General features: G+C 69.8%; 11 protein-coding genes. All 11 read left to right on the forward strand.

Features of this window, described 5'->3' with window-relative positions:
* Positions 1 to 48: 48 nt before the first annotated feature.
* The 11 genes from rsmH to GNX95_RS02650 all read left to right on the forward strand — a co-directional run bounded on the left by rsmH (position 49) and on the right by GNX95_RS02650 (position 14,915).
* Complete coding sequence (gene rsmH / locus GNX95_RS02600) at positions 49 to 1,023, forward strand: 16S rRNA (cytosine(1402)-N(4))-methyltransferase RsmH (protein WP_222853354.1); 975 nt, start codon at positions 49 to 51, stop codon at positions 1,021 to 1,023.
* The gene (ftsL, locus tag GNX95_RS02605) at positions 1,020 to 1,718 is read left to right on the forward strand and encodes a cell division protein FtsL (protein ID WP_163505540.1); all 699 of its coding nucleotides are present in this window, start codon (positions 1,020 to 1,022) and stop codon (positions 1,716 to 1,718) included. The genes rsmH and ftsL overlap by 4 nt, the downstream gene beginning before the upstream one ends.
* Positions 1,715 to 3,628, forward strand: a complete 1,914-nt coding sequence (locus tag GNX95_RS02610) for a peptidoglycan D,D-transpeptidase FtsI family protein (protein ID WP_163505541.1) — start codon at positions 1,715 to 1,717, stop codon at positions 3,626 to 3,628. The genes ftsL and GNX95_RS02610 overlap by 4 nt, the downstream gene beginning before the upstream one ends.
* 1,238 nt (positions 3,629 to 4,866) lie before the next feature.
* On the forward strand, positions 4,867 to 6,387 hold the full coding sequence (locus tag GNX95_RS02615) for a UDP-N-acetylmuramoyl-L-alanyl-D-glutamate--2,6-diaminopimelate ligase (protein ID WP_163505542.1): 1,521 nt from the start codon (positions 4,867 to 4,869) through the stop codon (positions 6,385 to 6,387).
* Entirely contained in the window at positions 6,384 to 7,808 is a 1,425-nt protein-coding gene (locus tag GNX95_RS02620; protein ID WP_163505543.1) for a UDP-N-acetylmuramoyl-tripeptide--D-alanyl-D-alanine ligase, read from the forward strand. Before GNX95_RS02615 ends, GNX95_RS02620 begins: the two co-directional genes overlap by 4 nt.
* On the forward strand, positions 7,805 to 8,896 hold the full coding sequence (gene mraY / locus GNX95_RS02625) for a phospho-N-acetylmuramoyl-pentapeptide-transferase (protein ID WP_163505544.1): 1,092 nt from the start codon (positions 7,805 to 7,807) through the stop codon (positions 8,894 to 8,896). The genes GNX95_RS02620 and mraY overlap by 4 nt, the downstream gene beginning before the upstream one ends.
* Positions 8,893 to 10,257, forward strand: a complete 1,365-nt coding sequence (murD, locus tag GNX95_RS02630; RefSeq protein WP_163505545.1) for a UDP-N-acetylmuramoyl-L-alanine--D-glutamate ligase — start codon at positions 8,893 to 8,895, stop codon at positions 10,255 to 10,257. The genes mraY and murD overlap by 4 nt, the downstream gene beginning before the upstream one ends.
* A complete protein-coding gene (gene ftsW, locus GNX95_RS02635) occupies positions 10,254 to 11,612 on the forward strand; it encodes a putative lipid II flippase FtsW (RefSeq protein WP_222853355.1) in 1,359 nt (452 codons plus the stop codon). Before murD ends, ftsW begins: the two co-directional genes overlap by 4 nt.
* On the forward strand, positions 11,609 to 12,703 hold the full coding sequence (gene murG, locus GNX95_RS02640; protein WP_163505546.1) for an undecaprenyldiphospho-muramoylpentapeptide beta-N-acetylglucosaminyltransferase: 1,095 nt from the start codon (positions 11,609 to 11,611) through the stop codon (positions 12,701 to 12,703). The genes ftsW and murG overlap by 4 nt, the downstream gene beginning before the upstream one ends.
* Positions 12,700 to 14,133: a UDP-N-acetylmuramate--L-alanine ligase gene (gene murC, locus GNX95_RS02645; RefSeq protein ID WP_163505547.1), complete on the forward strand. Its 1,434-nt coding sequence runs from the start codon at positions 12,700 to 12,702 to the stop codon at positions 14,131 to 14,133. Before murG ends, murC begins: the two co-directional genes overlap by 4 nt.
* Complete coding sequence (locus GNX95_RS02650) at positions 14,130 to 14,915, forward strand: cell division protein FtsQ/DivIB (protein ID WP_163505548.1); 786 nt, start codon at positions 14,130 to 14,132, stop codon at positions 14,913 to 14,915. The genes murC and GNX95_RS02650 overlap by 4 nt, the downstream gene beginning before the upstream one ends.
* Positions 14,916 to 14,943 lie beyond the last annotated feature (28 nt).

Here is a 14,943-nt window from a genome sequence, read left to right on the forward strand (position 1 = left end):
ACGCAAACACGGCGCGCCAAGCGAAACTCGGGGGGAGGGTCGACGCGCGTGGACAACACCATCGAGCCAGAGCACACACCGGTGCTCGCGGAGCGGGTGGCCGAGCTGCTCGCGCCGGCCCTTCGCCAGACTGGCACCGCTCGCCAGGCGGTCCTGGTCGACGCCACTCTCGGGCTGGGCGGGCATGCCGAACGCATGCTCACCGCACATCCCGAGCTGCGACTGGTCGGCCTCGACCGCGATCCGGAAGCGTTGCGCCGTGCGACCGCGCGGCTCGCGCCGTTCGGTGCGCGCTTCACCGGCGTACACGCCGTCTATCACGAGCTGCCGGACGTGCTCGACGAGCTCGGCATCGCCGCGGTGGAGGGCATCCTGTTCGACCTCGGCGTCTCGTCGATGCAGCTCGACGTGGTCGACCGCGGCTTCTCGTACGCGCGTGACGCGCCGCTGGACATGCGGATGGACCCGACCACCGGGATCTCCGCGGAAGAAGTCGTCAACACCTACTCGGTCGGCGACCTGACCCGCATCCTGCGGGACTACGGCGAGGAGCGGTTCGCCAACCGGGTCGCCAAGGCCATCGTCGCCGCTCGCGGCCGCGCGCCGCTCACCTCGACGGCGCGACTGGCCGAGCTGGTACGCGACGCCATCCCGGCGGCCACCAGGAAGACCGGGGGCCATCCGGCGAAGCGTGCCTTCCAGGCACTGCGCATCGAGGTGAACGGAGAGCTTGAGTCGCTGCGTGCGGCACTGCCGGCGGCCATCGACGCCCTGCGGCTCGGTGGCCGGCTGGTCGTGATGTCGTACCACTCCCTGGAGGATCGGATGGTCAAACGCGCCTTCGCGGCCGGGGCCAGCAGCACCTCGCCGGCGGACCTGCCGGTGGAACTGCCGGGCACCGAGCCGGTGCTGCGGCTGCTGACCCGCGGTGCCGAGACACCGACCGAGGCCGAGCTGACCAGCAATCCGCGCTCGGCCTCCGTGCGGCTGCGCGCCGTCGAGCGGATCCGGGAGGCGGCATGACCGTACGAGCCACCGCCACCGTCCCGCGGACCGAGCCGCCGCGCAAGACCACCGGCCGGACCACCGCCCGGACCGCCGCACCGCCGCGACGGCGGCCGGCGCCGCCGCGTACGCCGGCACGCAAGCGGATCCCGCAGCAGGCCGGCCGAGGCGTACGGCTGCTGCTCGCGCCGCCACCGGCCGCGAGCTCGGCGCCGCGTACGCCTTTCGTCGTCCTCATCCTCGGGCTGGTGGCCGGCGGCCTGGTCGCGTTGTTGCTGCTCAACACCTCAGTCAACGAAAACTCGTTTCGGCTGCGGGTGTTGCAGAAGAACCAGAAGGCTCTGGACATCAAGGAACAGGAGCTGAGGCAGAAGGTCAACCAGCTCCAGGCACCCGGCACACTCGCCGCGGCCGCCCGGCGGCTCGGCCTGGTGCCGGCCGGACAGCCGGCCTTCATCCGGCTGCCGGACGGCCGGATCCTCGGCGTACCGACGCCGGCGAAGAGCGACGACGGCGACTCGTCCTCGTCGTCGGACAACGGCCAGTCGCTGGTGCCGCCGAACACCAACCAGGGCACCGGTGGCCAGCAGACCACCGGCCAGCAGACCACCGGCCAGCAGAACGCTGGTCAGCAGAACGCTGGTCAGCAGGACGCTGGTCAGCAGAACACGGCTCAGCCGAACACGAACTCGGGGGACGGAGGTGCGCGATGAGCAGGCCGACCGGTCACCGGCCGCCTGGCCGGCGCGCGACCAGCGGAGCAACGGTGCTGCCGCAGCGGTCGCGCGCCGACCGGGCCGCCGGCCGTCCGCGGTCCAGCCGGTCGCGGGCACGCGTACGGCCGAGTCCGGCCGTGCGACGGATGCTCAGCGCGTGGGCCCATCCGATCTCGGCCGGCACGTCCTACCGCCGGCTCCGGGTCGGCCTGGTCGTCGTGCTGGTGCTCTTCGTGGCCGTCGTCGCGCGGCTCGTCTACATCCAGACCACCGACGCCGCCGCGTGGGCGGCTGAGGCAAAGGACGACCGTACGGTCACGCGGCCCCTGATGGCCCCGCGCGGCACGATCACCGACCGCAACGGCATCGTGCTGGCCAACAGCGTCCGTGCCAACGCCGTCTTCGCCGATCCCAATGACAAGGAGCTGGTCAAGGACCCGGCCGGTGTGGCCGCGAAGCTCGCCGGTGTGCTCGGCGTGCCGCAGCAGACGCTCTACGCCAAGCTGACCGCGCGCAAGCTCAAGAGTGGCCGCGACAGCCACTTCGTCTATCTCGCGCACCGGCTCGACCCGGAGGTCGCCGCCGTGGTGAAGGCGATGAACCTGCCGGGCATCGGCATCGACGACGAGAAGCGCCGCGACCAGCCGGGACACGACCTGGCCGCCAACGTCATCGGCTTCACCAACAACGAAGGCGTCGGCGCCGCCGGTCTGGAGTCGTCGTACAACAAGGTGCTGGCCGGCGTGGACGGGCTGCACAAGTTCGAGGTCTCGCAGGACGGCACGCAGATCCCGTCCGGCCTCGACCAGACCGTCGCGGCCCGGCCGGGGTCCGGTCTCAAGCTCACCATCGACAGCGACGTGCAGTATCAGGCGCAGCAGATCATCGCGCAGCGCACGCGCGAGGCCGGCGGCTCCTTCGGCACGGCGCTGGTGATGGACGTCAAGACCGGTCAGCTGCTCGCCGACGCCAGCTATCCGACGTACGACGCGGCCAACCCCGGCGACTCGGACTCCAGCTCGTGGAAGGACATCGCCACGCAGACCGTGGTCGAGCCGGGTTCGGTGCACAAGGCGATCACGCTCAGCGCCGGCCTGCAGAGCGGAGTGATCCAGCCGGACACCGTGCTCGATCTGCCGGGCTCGATCACCAAGGGCGGCGTACGCTTCACCGACACGCACGCGCACGGCCAGGTCAAGCTGACGCTGCAGGGCGTGCTGACCCAGTCGAGCAACATCGGCACGATCACGGTCGCCGACAAGGTCGGTGCCCAGCGGCTCTACGACTTCCAGAAGGCTTTCGGCCTCGGTTCCGCGTCCGACGTGGGCCTGCCGGCGGAGAGCAGCGGCATCGTGCAGCCGCCGAAAAACTGGAGCGCCACTTCCTACGGCAGCATCCCGATCGGTCTCGGCGTGGCGGTGACACCGCTCCAGATGGCGTCGGTTTACCAGACGATCGCCAACAACGGCGTACGCGTCGAGCCGAGCCTGATCAGCGGCACGGTCGCACCGGACGGCACGTACAAGCCGGCACCGACACCCAAAACGCAGCGCGTACTCTCGCCGCAGAACGCCGCCGCCATGCGCTGGCTGATGGAGGGCGTCGCCACCAACGAAGGCACCGCCCCCGCCGCCGCGATCAAGGGCTACCGTGTCGCCGGCAAGACCGGCACCGGCATGCAGGTCGTCGGCAACCACTACGAAAAAGGCAACGTCACTTCCTTCATCGGAATGGCCCCCGCCGACGCGCCACGTTACGTCGTGGCGATTTTCGTCAAGGTGCCGGACCGGTCTGAAGGCGGACCTATCGCTGGGCCGGCTTTCCACGATCTGATGAGCTTCGTCTTGCGTCATGAAGCAGTGCCGCCCACAGGCAGCGTCCGGCCGCCGCTGAAGATTCATGGGTGATGATTTTGGCTTTGTGACGGGGAGTTTGGAGCGGTTGCGTTTTCTGTTTGGTGCGTGGGGGAGGACCGGCTCTTCATTTTGTCGCGTTTTGGGGGGTGGGGTTTTCTTTTTGTTGCGTTTTGGGGGTGGTGGCGCCTGCGCGGCGGGCGCTCCTGCGCGGAGGGCGACCTCAAGGGGAGGGGTGCGCGGGGTTTCGCTGTTGGTTGGGTTGGGTGCCGCGGGTGCGGTTGGGTGGGTGGTGTGGTCCGGTTTGTCCGTTCTCCCTCGTCGGCGTCCGGAGGATGAGCACATGTCGACCGGGCCTGCCGAGCATGGGTGGGTGGTTGGTTTGCGTACGCGGCAGGCCCGGTCGACATGTGCTCAAGCAAAGCTCGCCGACGGGGGAGAACGGACAAACCGGACCAGGAGTGTGGCTGGGCGCCGGACCTGCGGTGGCGTCTCGATGGGTGGCGCGAGGGTCCAGTATGTGGGACGGGAAGGCGTGTGGAGCGCTAAATGTCCGGCTTGAGAGGTTCGCAGGCGGCATGAATGTCGAGTTACTTGCGCTGGACGCAAGGAAACAGGGCTTTCACGCCGCCGTGATCTCCGGAGGCTGTGACGGGTGTGACTACTGAGGCTGATAATGCTGTTGCGACTGCCGGGCTGCAACAAATGCCCGTTTTGATGTCTTGTTAAACAAGTATTATGCAGCAGAGCCGCCTCACCTGCATTGCCAGCCACAGTAGCCACATCAGCACCACCCGGACGCTGTGATGCCGTCCAGCCCGACGGGTTGCTTCCCGCACGTGACCCCGGAAGACCCGACCCCGCACGCAACCGCCGCCCGCACCCCCACGCACACCGATTGGCGTTCCCGCGCCCCCTCCCTTGAGGTCGCCCTCCGCGCAGGAGCGCCCGCCGCGCAGGCGAAAAACCCAACCACCCACTCAACGCAACAAACATGAAGACCCAACCACCGCACCCAACGCAACAATCAGAAAACGCAACCACCCCACCCAACGCACCAAACGGCCAACCCACCCCTCCGCAAACGCACCAACCGGCACCCCGCCCCTCCCCAAACGCAGCAAACGGACACCCCACCACCACCCCAGCGCACCACCCCAAAGCCCTCCACCCGCAACCCCCTCCCACTCAACCGGACAAATACCCCTCCCCGCCCCCACTCAGAAAGAATTCGACGTGCCACCGTGTGCCTGTCCACGGTCGGATCTCGCGTACGGGTAGGGTTCGGACTCGTGCCAGGGCAGCTACTCCCACGGCCGACATCGGTGTCGCCGACTCCGGTGGCGGCTGTTCTCGACATGGTCGGTGCGGCGGTGCGTGGAGCGGTTGGTGACGGGTGGGTCACCGGCGTGACGCATGACAGCAGGTCCGTACGGCCAGCGGATCTTTACGCGGCGTTGCCGGGGTCGGTCCGGCATGGTGCGGAGTTCGCCGATGCCGCGGTAGGAGCCGGTGCGACGGCGATCCTGACCGACGACGCGGGCGCGGCGATGGTCACCGCGGACGTGCCGGTGTTGGTCGTGGACAGGCCGAGGCGAGTGCTCGGCAAGGTCGCGGCGGCGATCTACGGCAATCCGACCGAGCGGCTCAAGGTGCTCGGGGTGACCGGTACGAGCGGCAAGACCACCACGGCGTATCTCCTGGAGGCGGGTCTGGTCCAGGCCGGCCACCGCACCGGAGTGATCGGCACCGTGGAGACGCGCTATGGCGACATACGGCTGCCGAGTGCGCACACCACCCCGGAGGCGCCGGATCTGCAGGCGTTGTTCGCGGTGATGCTGGAAAACGGCGTCACCGCGGTCGCCGCCGAGGTTTCCAGCCACGCGCTGGCGCAGGGCCGGGCCGACGGCATCGCCTTCGCGGTCGGTGGCTTCGCCAACCTCAGCGCCGACCATCTGGACTACCACGCCGACATGGAGGACTACTTCGCCGCCAAGGCGCTGCTGTTCGACGGCCGCGCCAGGCGCGAGGTGGTCAACATCGACGACGCGTACGGTCGCCGGCTCGTCGGCGACGACACGATCACCGTGTCGACGACGCAGCCGGCGAGCTGGTACGCGACCGACGTCGACACCTCCGCCGTGCCGCAGACGTTCACGGTCCACGGTGACAAGACGTACCAGGGCCAGGTGCAGTTGCCTGGCCCGTTCAATGTCGACAACGCGATGCTGGCGATCGCGATGCTGGTCGCCGCCGGCATCGACCCGGCCACCGCGGTCGACGGCGTGGCGAGCTGCCAGGGTGTGCCGGGACGGCTGCAGCGGATCGGCGCGGACACGCGGCCCGACCTGCTCTCGGTGGTCGACTACGCGCACAAGCCGGACGCCGTGGCCGCCGTGCTGACCGCGCTGCGGCCGGTCACTCGCGGCAAGCTCATCGCGGTGCTCGGTTGCGGCGGCGACCGCGACACGGCCAAGCGTCCGCTCATGGGTGCCGCCGGTGCGCTCGGCGCGGACGTACTGATCATCACTGACGACAACCCCCGCTCGGAGGACCCGGCCGCGATCCGCGCCGCCGCGCTGGCCGGTGCCGCCACGGTGGCCGCCGACCAGCGCGCGCAGGTGTTGGAGATCGGCGACCGCGCCGAGGCGATCACCAGGGCCGTCCAGCTCGCCGAGCCGGGCGACACCGTGGCGATCCTCGGCAAGGGCCACGAGCCCTACCAGGAGATCGGCGGCCAGGTGTTTGCCTTCGACGACCGTGAAGAGCTCGACCGCGCGTTGCACGCGACCAACGGGAAGGTGCACGCGTGATCGAGTTGACGCTGGCCGAGGTGGCCGAGCTGACCGGCGGCCGGTTGCGCAACGCCGATGCCGCCGCCGTCGTCACGGGTACGGTCGAGTTCGACTCGCGCAAGGTCACCGGCGGCGGTCTTTTCGTGGCGCTGCCTGGCGAACACGTCGACGGTCACGACTACACCAAACATGCCACCGAGGCCGGAGCGGTCGCCTCGATCGTCGCGCGTGAGGTGGACGAGCCCGCGATCGTCGTCGACGACCCGCTGAAGGCGCTCGCCGACCTCGCGCGCGGGGTTTTGGCGCGCCTGAAGGACATCACGGTCGTCGGTGTCACCGGATCGTCCGGCAAGACCTCGACCAAGGACCTGCTGGCGCAGCTGCTCTCACGGCTGGGTGAGACGGTCGCGCCGCCGGAGTCCTTCAACAACGAGATCGGCCATCCGTACACGGTGCTGCGCGCGACCACCTCGACCCGCTATCTCGTGCTGGAGAAGAGCGCGCGCAAGATCGGCCACATCGCCGAGCTGACCCGGATCGCGCCGCCGCGGATCGGCGTCGAGCTCAACGTCGGCGTCGCGCACGTCGGCGAGTTCGGCTCGCGGGACGCGATCGCCACTGCCAAGGCCGAGCTGGTCCAGGCGTTGCCACCGGCCGACCAGGGCGGCGTCGCGGTCCTCAACGCCGACGACCCGCGGGTGCGCGCCATGGCCGAGAAAACCACCGCGAAGGTGGTGCTCACCGGCCGGGCCGAGGACGCGGACGTACGCGCCGAGAAGGTGCAGCTCGACGAGATCGGCCGGCCCGGCTTCGACATCCACGTCGGCGGGCAGATGGCGCCGGTGCAGATGGCGTTGTACGGCGAGCACCATGTCGGCAACGCGCTGGCCGCCGCCGCGGTCGCGCTGGAGCTCGGCATGCCGCTGGCCGCCGCGGCCGCCGGCCTCAGCGAGGCGACGGTGGTGAGCCGGCGTCGGATGGAGGTCAGCACCAGGCCGGACGGCGTGACGGTCATCGACGACACGTTCAACGCCAATCCCGACTCGGTGCGCGTCGCGCTGCGCAACCAGGCTGCCATCGCCGGCGACCGGCGCCGCTGGCTGGTGCTGGGGGAGATGGCCGAGCTCGGCGACACCGCCGAGGCCGAGCACCAGCAGATCGGACGCTATGCGGTCGAGCTCGGTGTGACCCGGATCGTGGCCACCGGACCCCATGCGTCCGCGGTGGTCGCCGGCGCCGAGAATGTTGCGAGCGGTGACACCGAGGTCGTGGAGGTCGCCGACACCGGGGAGGCGGTCGCGCTGCTGTCGGCGCGGCTGGAACCGGGGGATGTCGTGTTGGTGAAGGGATCGAAGGTCGCTCATATGGAACACGTCACGGCGGCGTTACTGGCGCCTCCCAGCGGACCTTCGGCCGGCGGAGCGGAGGCGTCCGCGTGAGGTCGGTGCTCGTCGGCGCCGCGCTGGCGTTCCTGCTGACGCTGGCCGGGACCCCGATCGCCATCCGCTACCTGCGCCGGCTGAAGGTCGGCCAGGAGGTGCGTACGGACGGGCCGCAGTCACACGCCTCCAAGCAGGGCACCCCGCAGATGGGCGGGATCGTCTTCATCCTCGCGTCGGTGGTCTCGTACCTGCTGATCCACCTCTACCTGGCGATCGTGCCGTGCGACCCGCACGAGGCGCGCGCCGCCTGCTCGGACGGCCGCGACATCAGCCTCAGCGGCGTCCTGCTGCTCGGCCTGTTCGTCGCGATGGGAGTGGTCGGGTTCCTCGACGACTTCATCAAGGTGCGCAAGCGCCGCAGCCTCGGGCTCAACAAACGCGGCAAGCTGATCGGCCAGATCCTGGTCGGAGCCATCTTCGGTGTCCTCGCGGTCGTACTGCCCAACGCGAAGGGCCACACGATCGGCAGCGAGAAGATCTCGTTCATCCACGACGTCGACTGGCTCAACATCACCAAGTTCGGCGCGATCGTGTTCATCGCGTTCGTCGTGGTCTCGACCGCCAACGCGGTCAATCTCACCGACGGCCTGGACGGCCTCGCGACGGGCAGCTCGGTGATGGTGCTGATGGCGTACTCACTGATCGGCTACTGGGAGTTCCGGCACGTCGCGGTCTATCCGGACATCCGCGACCCGCTGGAGATCTCGCTGGTCGCGGCGATCGTGGCGGGCGCCTGCTTCGGCTTCCTGTGGTGGAACGCGTCACCGGCCAAGATCTTCATGGGCGACACCGGCGCGCTCGGTCTCGGTGCGTTGATCGCCGGGCTCGCGGTGGCCACCAAGACGCAGCTGCTGCTGATCATCATCGGCGGCCTGTTCGTGATCATCGTGGTCACCGAGATCATGCAGATCGTCTCGTTCCGCGCCTTCGGCCGGCGGATCTTCCGGATGGTGCCGCTGCACCACCACTTCGAGCTGGCCGGCTGGCCGGAGATCAACATCGTCATCCGGTTCTGGATGGTGGCGGCGATCGGCGTGGCCATCGGGGTCGGCGTGTTCTACGCGGACTTCCTGCGCATTCTATGAGCGCGTACGAGGGGCAACGCGTCGTCGTGGCCGGCGCCGGCGTCTCCGGCGTACCGGTCGCCGAGGCGCTCCTCGAGCGCGGTGCCGTCGTCACCGTCGTGGACCGCGCCGCGAGCGAGCGTACGGACCGGCTGGCGGCCGCCGGCGCGACCGTACTCATCGGCGTCACCGAGCCACCGCCCGGCACGCAGGCGGTCGTCACCTCGCCGGGCTGGCGGCCGGACCATCCACTGCTGTCGGCCGCGGTGTCGGCCGGCATCGAGGTCTACTCCGAGCCCGAGCTGGCCTGGCGGCTGCGGCCGGCCGGCGCCGCACCGTGGCTCGCGGTCACCGGTACGAACGGCAAGACGACGACCGTGACCATGCTCGCGGCGATCCTGCGCGCCGCCGGCCAGCGCGCCGCGGCCGTCGGCAACATCGGCGATCCGCTGCTGAGCGCGGTGTTGAAGACGGATCCGCCGTACGAGGTGCTGTCCGTGGAGCTGTCCAGCTTCCAGCTGCACTGGTCGTCCACCATGGCACCGCAGGCCGCCGCGCTGCTCAATCTGGCCGACGACCACCTCGACTGGCACGGCGGCTTCGACGCGTACGCGCAGGCCAAGGCACGGATCTGGCGCGGTCACGACAGTCTGGCGGTCGGCAACGCCGACGATCCGGCGGTGGCCAAGCTGCTGGCCACCCGGAGCGGTCCGACGGCGAGCTTCACGCTGGGGCGGCCGTCGGTCGGCCAGCTCGGCGTCATCGACGGCACGCTCGTCGACCGCGCCTTCGGTGACGAGGTCGCGCTGGTCGATGCCGCCGACGTACGGCCGCCCGGCGCGCACAACATCGCCAACGCGCTTGCCGCCGCGGCACTCGCACGCGGTCACGGCGTTCCGCCGGAGGCCGTACGCGACGGCCTGCGTGGCTATGTGCCGGAGCCGCACCGCAACGCTCTGGTCGCGACGGTGGCCGGCGTGTCGTACGTGAACGACAGCAAGGCGACCAATCCGCACGCCGCGTTGGCGTCGCTGGCCGCGTACGACTCGATCGTGTGGGTCGCCGGTGGCCAGCTCAAAGGCGTGGATGTGGACGATCTGGTGCGTACGGTCGCGCCGCGGTTGCGGGGAGCCGTGTTGCTCGGCGTGGACCGGGCCGAGATCGCGGCGGCGATCCGGCGACACGCGCCGGATGTGCCGGTCGTGGACGTGACGAGCACCGATGATGGGGTCATGATCGAAGTGGTGGAGCACGCGCACCGGCTCGCGCGGCCGGGCGACGCGGTGCTGCTCGCACCGGCCGCCGCTTCGCTGGACATGTTCCCGTCATACGGCGCTCGCGGTGATTCCTTCGCTGCCGCGGTGCGTGCGCTGGCCACGTGACCGCGCCGCCGCAGAAGGCCGACGCGCCGCGCGAGGTCAGCCCGGAGGACCGGGCCGCGATCAACCCGTTCGCGCCGCTGCAGGGGCTGCTCAAGCGGCCGATGGCCTCGTACTACCTGGTCGTGGCCACCACCGGCCTGCTGCTCGCCATCGGCCTGATGATGGTCCTGTCGGCCTCCAGCATCGTCTCGTACGTGAAGACCGGCAGCCCGTTCACCACGTTCGCCAACCAGGCGCTTTACGCGTTGCTCGGCTTGGTCGCGTTTGTGATCGCGCTGCGGTTGCCGGTCCGCCTGATCCGGATGATCGGCTATCCGATTCTGATCATCTCCGGTGCGGCTTTGTTGGTGTTGCTGGCATTCCCCTCGCTCGGCGTCGCGCGCAATGGTGTGGTGCGCTGGATCGACGTCGGACCGATCCTCTGGCAGCCGTCCGAGAGCGCCAAGCTGGGACTCGCGCTCTGGGGCGCGGACGTGCTGGTCCGCAAGCGGAAGCTGATGACCAACTTCAAGCACCTGATCGTGCCGCTGTTGCCGGTCAGCGTGGTGTTGGTCGGCCTCGTCGGCGTGCACGACCTCGGCACCAGCATGTGCCTGATGCTCGTGCTGGTCGCGCTGCTGTGGGTGTCCGGCGTCCGGCTGCGCGTCTTCGGTCTCATGCTCGGTGTCGGTGTGGTCGGGGTCATCGGCTTCATCACCGCCAAGGCCGAGCGGATGGACCGGATCACCTCGTTCCTGAACCCGTTCGCCGATCCGGAGTTCACCGGGCACCAGGCCGTGCAGGGCCTGTACGCGCTCTCGTCCGGCGGGTTCTTCGGGGTCGGCCTCGGCGCCAGCGCGACGAAGTGGGGTGGCCTGCCGGAGGCGTACAACGACTTCATCTTCGCGGTGATCGGCGAGGAGCTCGGCCTGATCGGCTGTGTCGTGGTCATCGGCCTGTTCGGTGTCTTCGGTTACTCGGGATTTCGGGTGGCGCGGCGGACCGCTGACCCGTACGTCCGGCTGACCGCCGCGGCCTGCACCGTCTGGCTGACCGGACAGGCGTTCATCAACATGGGTGCGGTGGTCGGATTGCTGCCGATCACCGGCATTCCACTCCCGTTGATCTCGCAGGGTGGCTCGTCGCTGGTGCTGACTCTCTTCGTTGCCGGGATGCTGGCCGGGTTCGCGCGCGGTGAGCCGGAGGCCGCCGCGATGCTCAACGAGCGCGGTCCTACGCTAGGCACACGGTTGTTCGGCATGCCGCCGGTGCCGGTCCTGCCTGCCGAAGGTGCTGGCAAGCGGAGCACCAAGGCTGGCGCGAGCCGGACGAAAGGCAAGCCAGGACCGGCGCGGAGCCGTCCAGAGCGGAGATGACGTTGCGATCAGTGGTGCTGGCCGGCGGCGGGACCGGCGGCCACATCGAGCCGGCGCTGGCGTTCGCGCAGTGCCTGCGCCGGCACCATCCGGACGTACGGGTGACGTGCCTCGGGACGCCGAAGGGGCTGGAGTCGCAGATCATCCCGGCCCGCGGCTGGGATCTGGAGATGGTGCCGGCCTATCCGCTGCCGCGCAAGGCCAACCTGGACCTGCTGCGTACGCCGGTGCGGATGGCCAAGGCGACCAAGGCGACCCGCAAGGTGCTGGACAAGGTCGAGGCCGACGTGGTGGTCGGTTTCGGCGGATACGTCTCGGTGCCGGCCTATCTGGCCGCCTGGCGCCGGCACACGCCACTGGTGATCCACGAGAAGGACGTGCCGCCGGGCGTCGCCAACCGGCTCGGAGCGCGGTTCACGTCCTCGATCGCGCTCGGTTTCGAGCACCAGAAGGCGGCCGGCCAACAGGGCGAGGTTGTCGGTGTGCCGCTGCGGCCGGAGATCTCCCGGCTCGACCGCGCCGCGACCCGCGAGGAAGCGCGCAAGTTCTTCGAGCTCGACGCCGACCGGCCGACGCTGCTGGTGACCGGTGGTTCGCAAGGTGCGCGTACGTTGAATGAGGCGACTTTTGGTGCGGCGGCGGCACTTGGCGCCGCCGGCGTGCAGGTGCTGCACATTTACGGCGCCCGTAACGAAGAAGTGGTGGCGCCGACCGACACCGGCGCGCCGTACGTGTCGCTGCCGTTCGTGGAGCGGATGGATCTCGCGTACGCGGCGGCCGACCTGCTCTTGTGCCGCGGCGGCGCGATGACCTGCGCCGAGGTGGCCGCGGTCGGCCTGCCGGCGGTCTATGTGCCTTATCCGCACGGAAACGGCGAGCAGCGGCGCAACGCGCTGCCGGTCGTACGCGCCGGTGGCGGCATGCTCGTCGAGGACTCCGAGCTCACCGTGTCCTATGTGGAGGGGACGATTCTGCCGTTGCTGACCAATCCCGAGGAGTTGGCCACGATGTCGGCCGCGGCCGCCGCCTACGGCCGCCGCGACGGCGACGAGGCTTTGCTTGCCATGGTTGAGAAAGCGGTGTCGGCATGAGCGTCCTTTCCGGTGTCGACCCGACGACGATCTCGCCGGACGAGCTGCGCGCCGTGCATTTCATCGGCATCGGCGGTGTCGGCATGAGCGGCATCGCGCGGATTTTGTTGGCGCGCGGCGCGAAAGTCTCCGGCAGCGACGCGCGCGAATGGCCGGCGCTGGACGCGCTGCGCGCGCTCGGCGCGACTGTCCACGTTGGACACTCGGCGGACAATCTCGGCGGCGCCGACACGGTCGTCTATTCTTCCGCGATCAAACCGGGAAATCCGGAGCTGGACGCGGCCAAGGAGCGCGGCCTGCGGCTGCTGCACCGCTCCGAGGCGCTGGTCGCGCTGATGACCGGCCGCCGGGTGATCGCGATTTCCGGCACGAACGGGAAAACCACCACCACCTCGATGATCACGACGGTGCTGCAGCACGCCGGCAAGGACCCGTCCTTCGCGATCGGTGGCGACCTTTCCGAGGCCGGTTCCAACGCGCACCACGGCACCGGCGAGTTCTTCGTCGCAGAGGCCGACGAGAGCGACCGGTCGTTTCTGTTGTACGCGCCGGAAGTCGCGGTCGTCACCAACGTGGAGGCCGACCATCTCGACACGTACGGCACCCTGGAGGCGATCGAGGAAGCCTTCGTCGACTTCGCCAAGCGGATCGTGCCCGGCGGATTTCTGGTCGCCTGCGCCGACGATCCCGGCGCGCGGCGGCTGGCCGACAGCGCGCGCTCGATCGGCGTGACGGTCTACACCTACGGCGAGGCCGCCGACGCCGACCTGCGGATGCTCGACCTGACCTCGACCGCCTCCGGCGCGTACTACCGGGCCATCCTCGACGGCGACGACACCGGCCTGGTGCGGCTGCCGGTGCCCGGCCGGCACATCGCGCTGAACTCGGCCGCCGCCGTCCTGGTGGCCGCGCGGCTGGGGGTCTCGGTCGACAACGCGATCGCCGGCCTGGAGTCCTACGGCGGCGTCCGGCGGCGGTTCGAGCTGAAGGGGACCGTCGGCGGCATCCGCATCTACGACGACTACGCCTATCACCCCACGTCGATGTCGGCGCAGCTGCGGACCGTACGCGACGTGGCTGGCAGCAACCAGCTGATCGTCGTCTTCCAGCCATACCGGTTCAGCCGGACAGCGGCCTTCCAGGACGGCATCGCCGCCGCGCTCGCGCTGGCCGACGAGGTCATCGTCATGGAGGTCTACGGACCGGGTGAGCAGCGCGGTCCCGGCGAGGGTGGCATCGCCCTGCACGCGGCGATCAACCTGCCCGAGCACCGCAAGGTCTTCGTGCCGTCGTGGTCCGACGTGCCGGCCGAGGTCGCGCGGCGCGCCCGTCCCGGCGACGTCGTCGTGACGATGGGGGCTCCGCCGATCGCGATGATGGCCGACGAGATCCTGCTGGCCCTGCAGCCCGCCGGGCGGGAGCTGGGATGAAGGTGAGCGGTACGCCGCGCCGGGACTCCTGGCGGGTGGTCCGGGAAGAGGACCAGACCCGGCGTACCGACGACCTCGAGCCGATCGCCAACCGGTTGCGCGGTCCGCTGGTCGGCCGCTGGCACCGGTTGGCGATCTGGTCGACGGCCGTCGTGCTGGCGCTGGTGGTCGGCGTCGGTGCCTGGCTGGTCTACGGCACCAACGTGTTCGACGTGCGTACGGTCAGCGTCACCGGCGCCAAGACCGTCGACCCGGCCGCGGTGGTCTCCTCCTCCGGCATCAGCCGCGGCAGCGCTCTCGCGCACGTCGACTCCTCGGCCGTACGCTCGCGGCTGCTCACCGCGCTGCCGGCGCTGTCCACCGTCTCGGTGACGTTGAGCTGGCCGCACACGGTGTCGATCGAGGTCGGCGAGCGAGTCGCGGTGGCCGTGGTGGGGCCTGGCTATCGCGAGATCGACAGCACCGGCGTGGTTTTCCGTACGGTGCCGAGCCGGCCGGCCGGTCTGCCGTTGCTGTCGCTGAAAAACCCCGGCCCGCGCGATCCGGCGACGCTGGCCGCTCTCACGGTCAGCGCGTCGCTGACGCCGTCGCTGCGCGGCCAGCTCGTCCAGATCAGCGCGCCGACGCCGGCCGCGGTGACCCTGCAGCTGACCGGCGACCGTACGGTCCTGTGGGGAGACGCGTCGCAAAGCGCGCAGAAGGCCGCCGTACTCGCCGTCCTGCTCAAGCAGAAAGGCAAGAAGTACGACGTGAGTGCTCCGAGCGTGGTGACAGTCCGGTAGGCAGGCGCGACCGCGCCGCCCGTGCTCG

It is taken from the genome of Fodinicola acaciae (genome assembly GCF_010993745.1).
In the GTDB taxonomy this organism is placed as follows: domain Bacteria; phylum Actinomycetota; class Actinomycetes; order Mycobacteriales; family HKI-0501; genus Fodinicola; species Fodinicola acaciae.

Bases quoted from the DNA above. Each gene is read 5' to 3' on its own strand.
- ftsL (WP_163505540.1), top strand. From the start codon at position 1,020: ATGACCGTACGAGCCACCGCCACCGTCCCGCGGACCGAGCCGCCGCGC.
- GNX95_RS02610 (WP_163505541.1), top strand. From the start codon at position 1,715: ATGAGCAGGCCGACCGGTCACCGGCCGCCTGGCCGGCGCGCGACCAGC.
- murD (WP_163505545.1), top strand. From the start codon at position 8,893: ATGAGCGCGTACGAGGGGCAACGCGTCGTCGTGGCCGGCGCCGGCGTC.
- murG (WP_163505546.1), top strand. From the start codon at position 11,609: ATGACGTTGCGATCAGTGGTGCTGGCCGGCGGCGGGACCGGCGGCCAC.
- murC (WP_163505547.1), top strand. From the start codon at position 12,700: ATGAGCGTCCTTTCCGGTGTCGACCCGACGACGATCTCGCCGGACGAG.
- GNX95_RS02650 (WP_163505548.1), top strand. From the start codon at position 14,130: ATGAAGGTGAGCGGTACGCCGCGCCGGGACTCCTGGCGGGTGGTCCGG.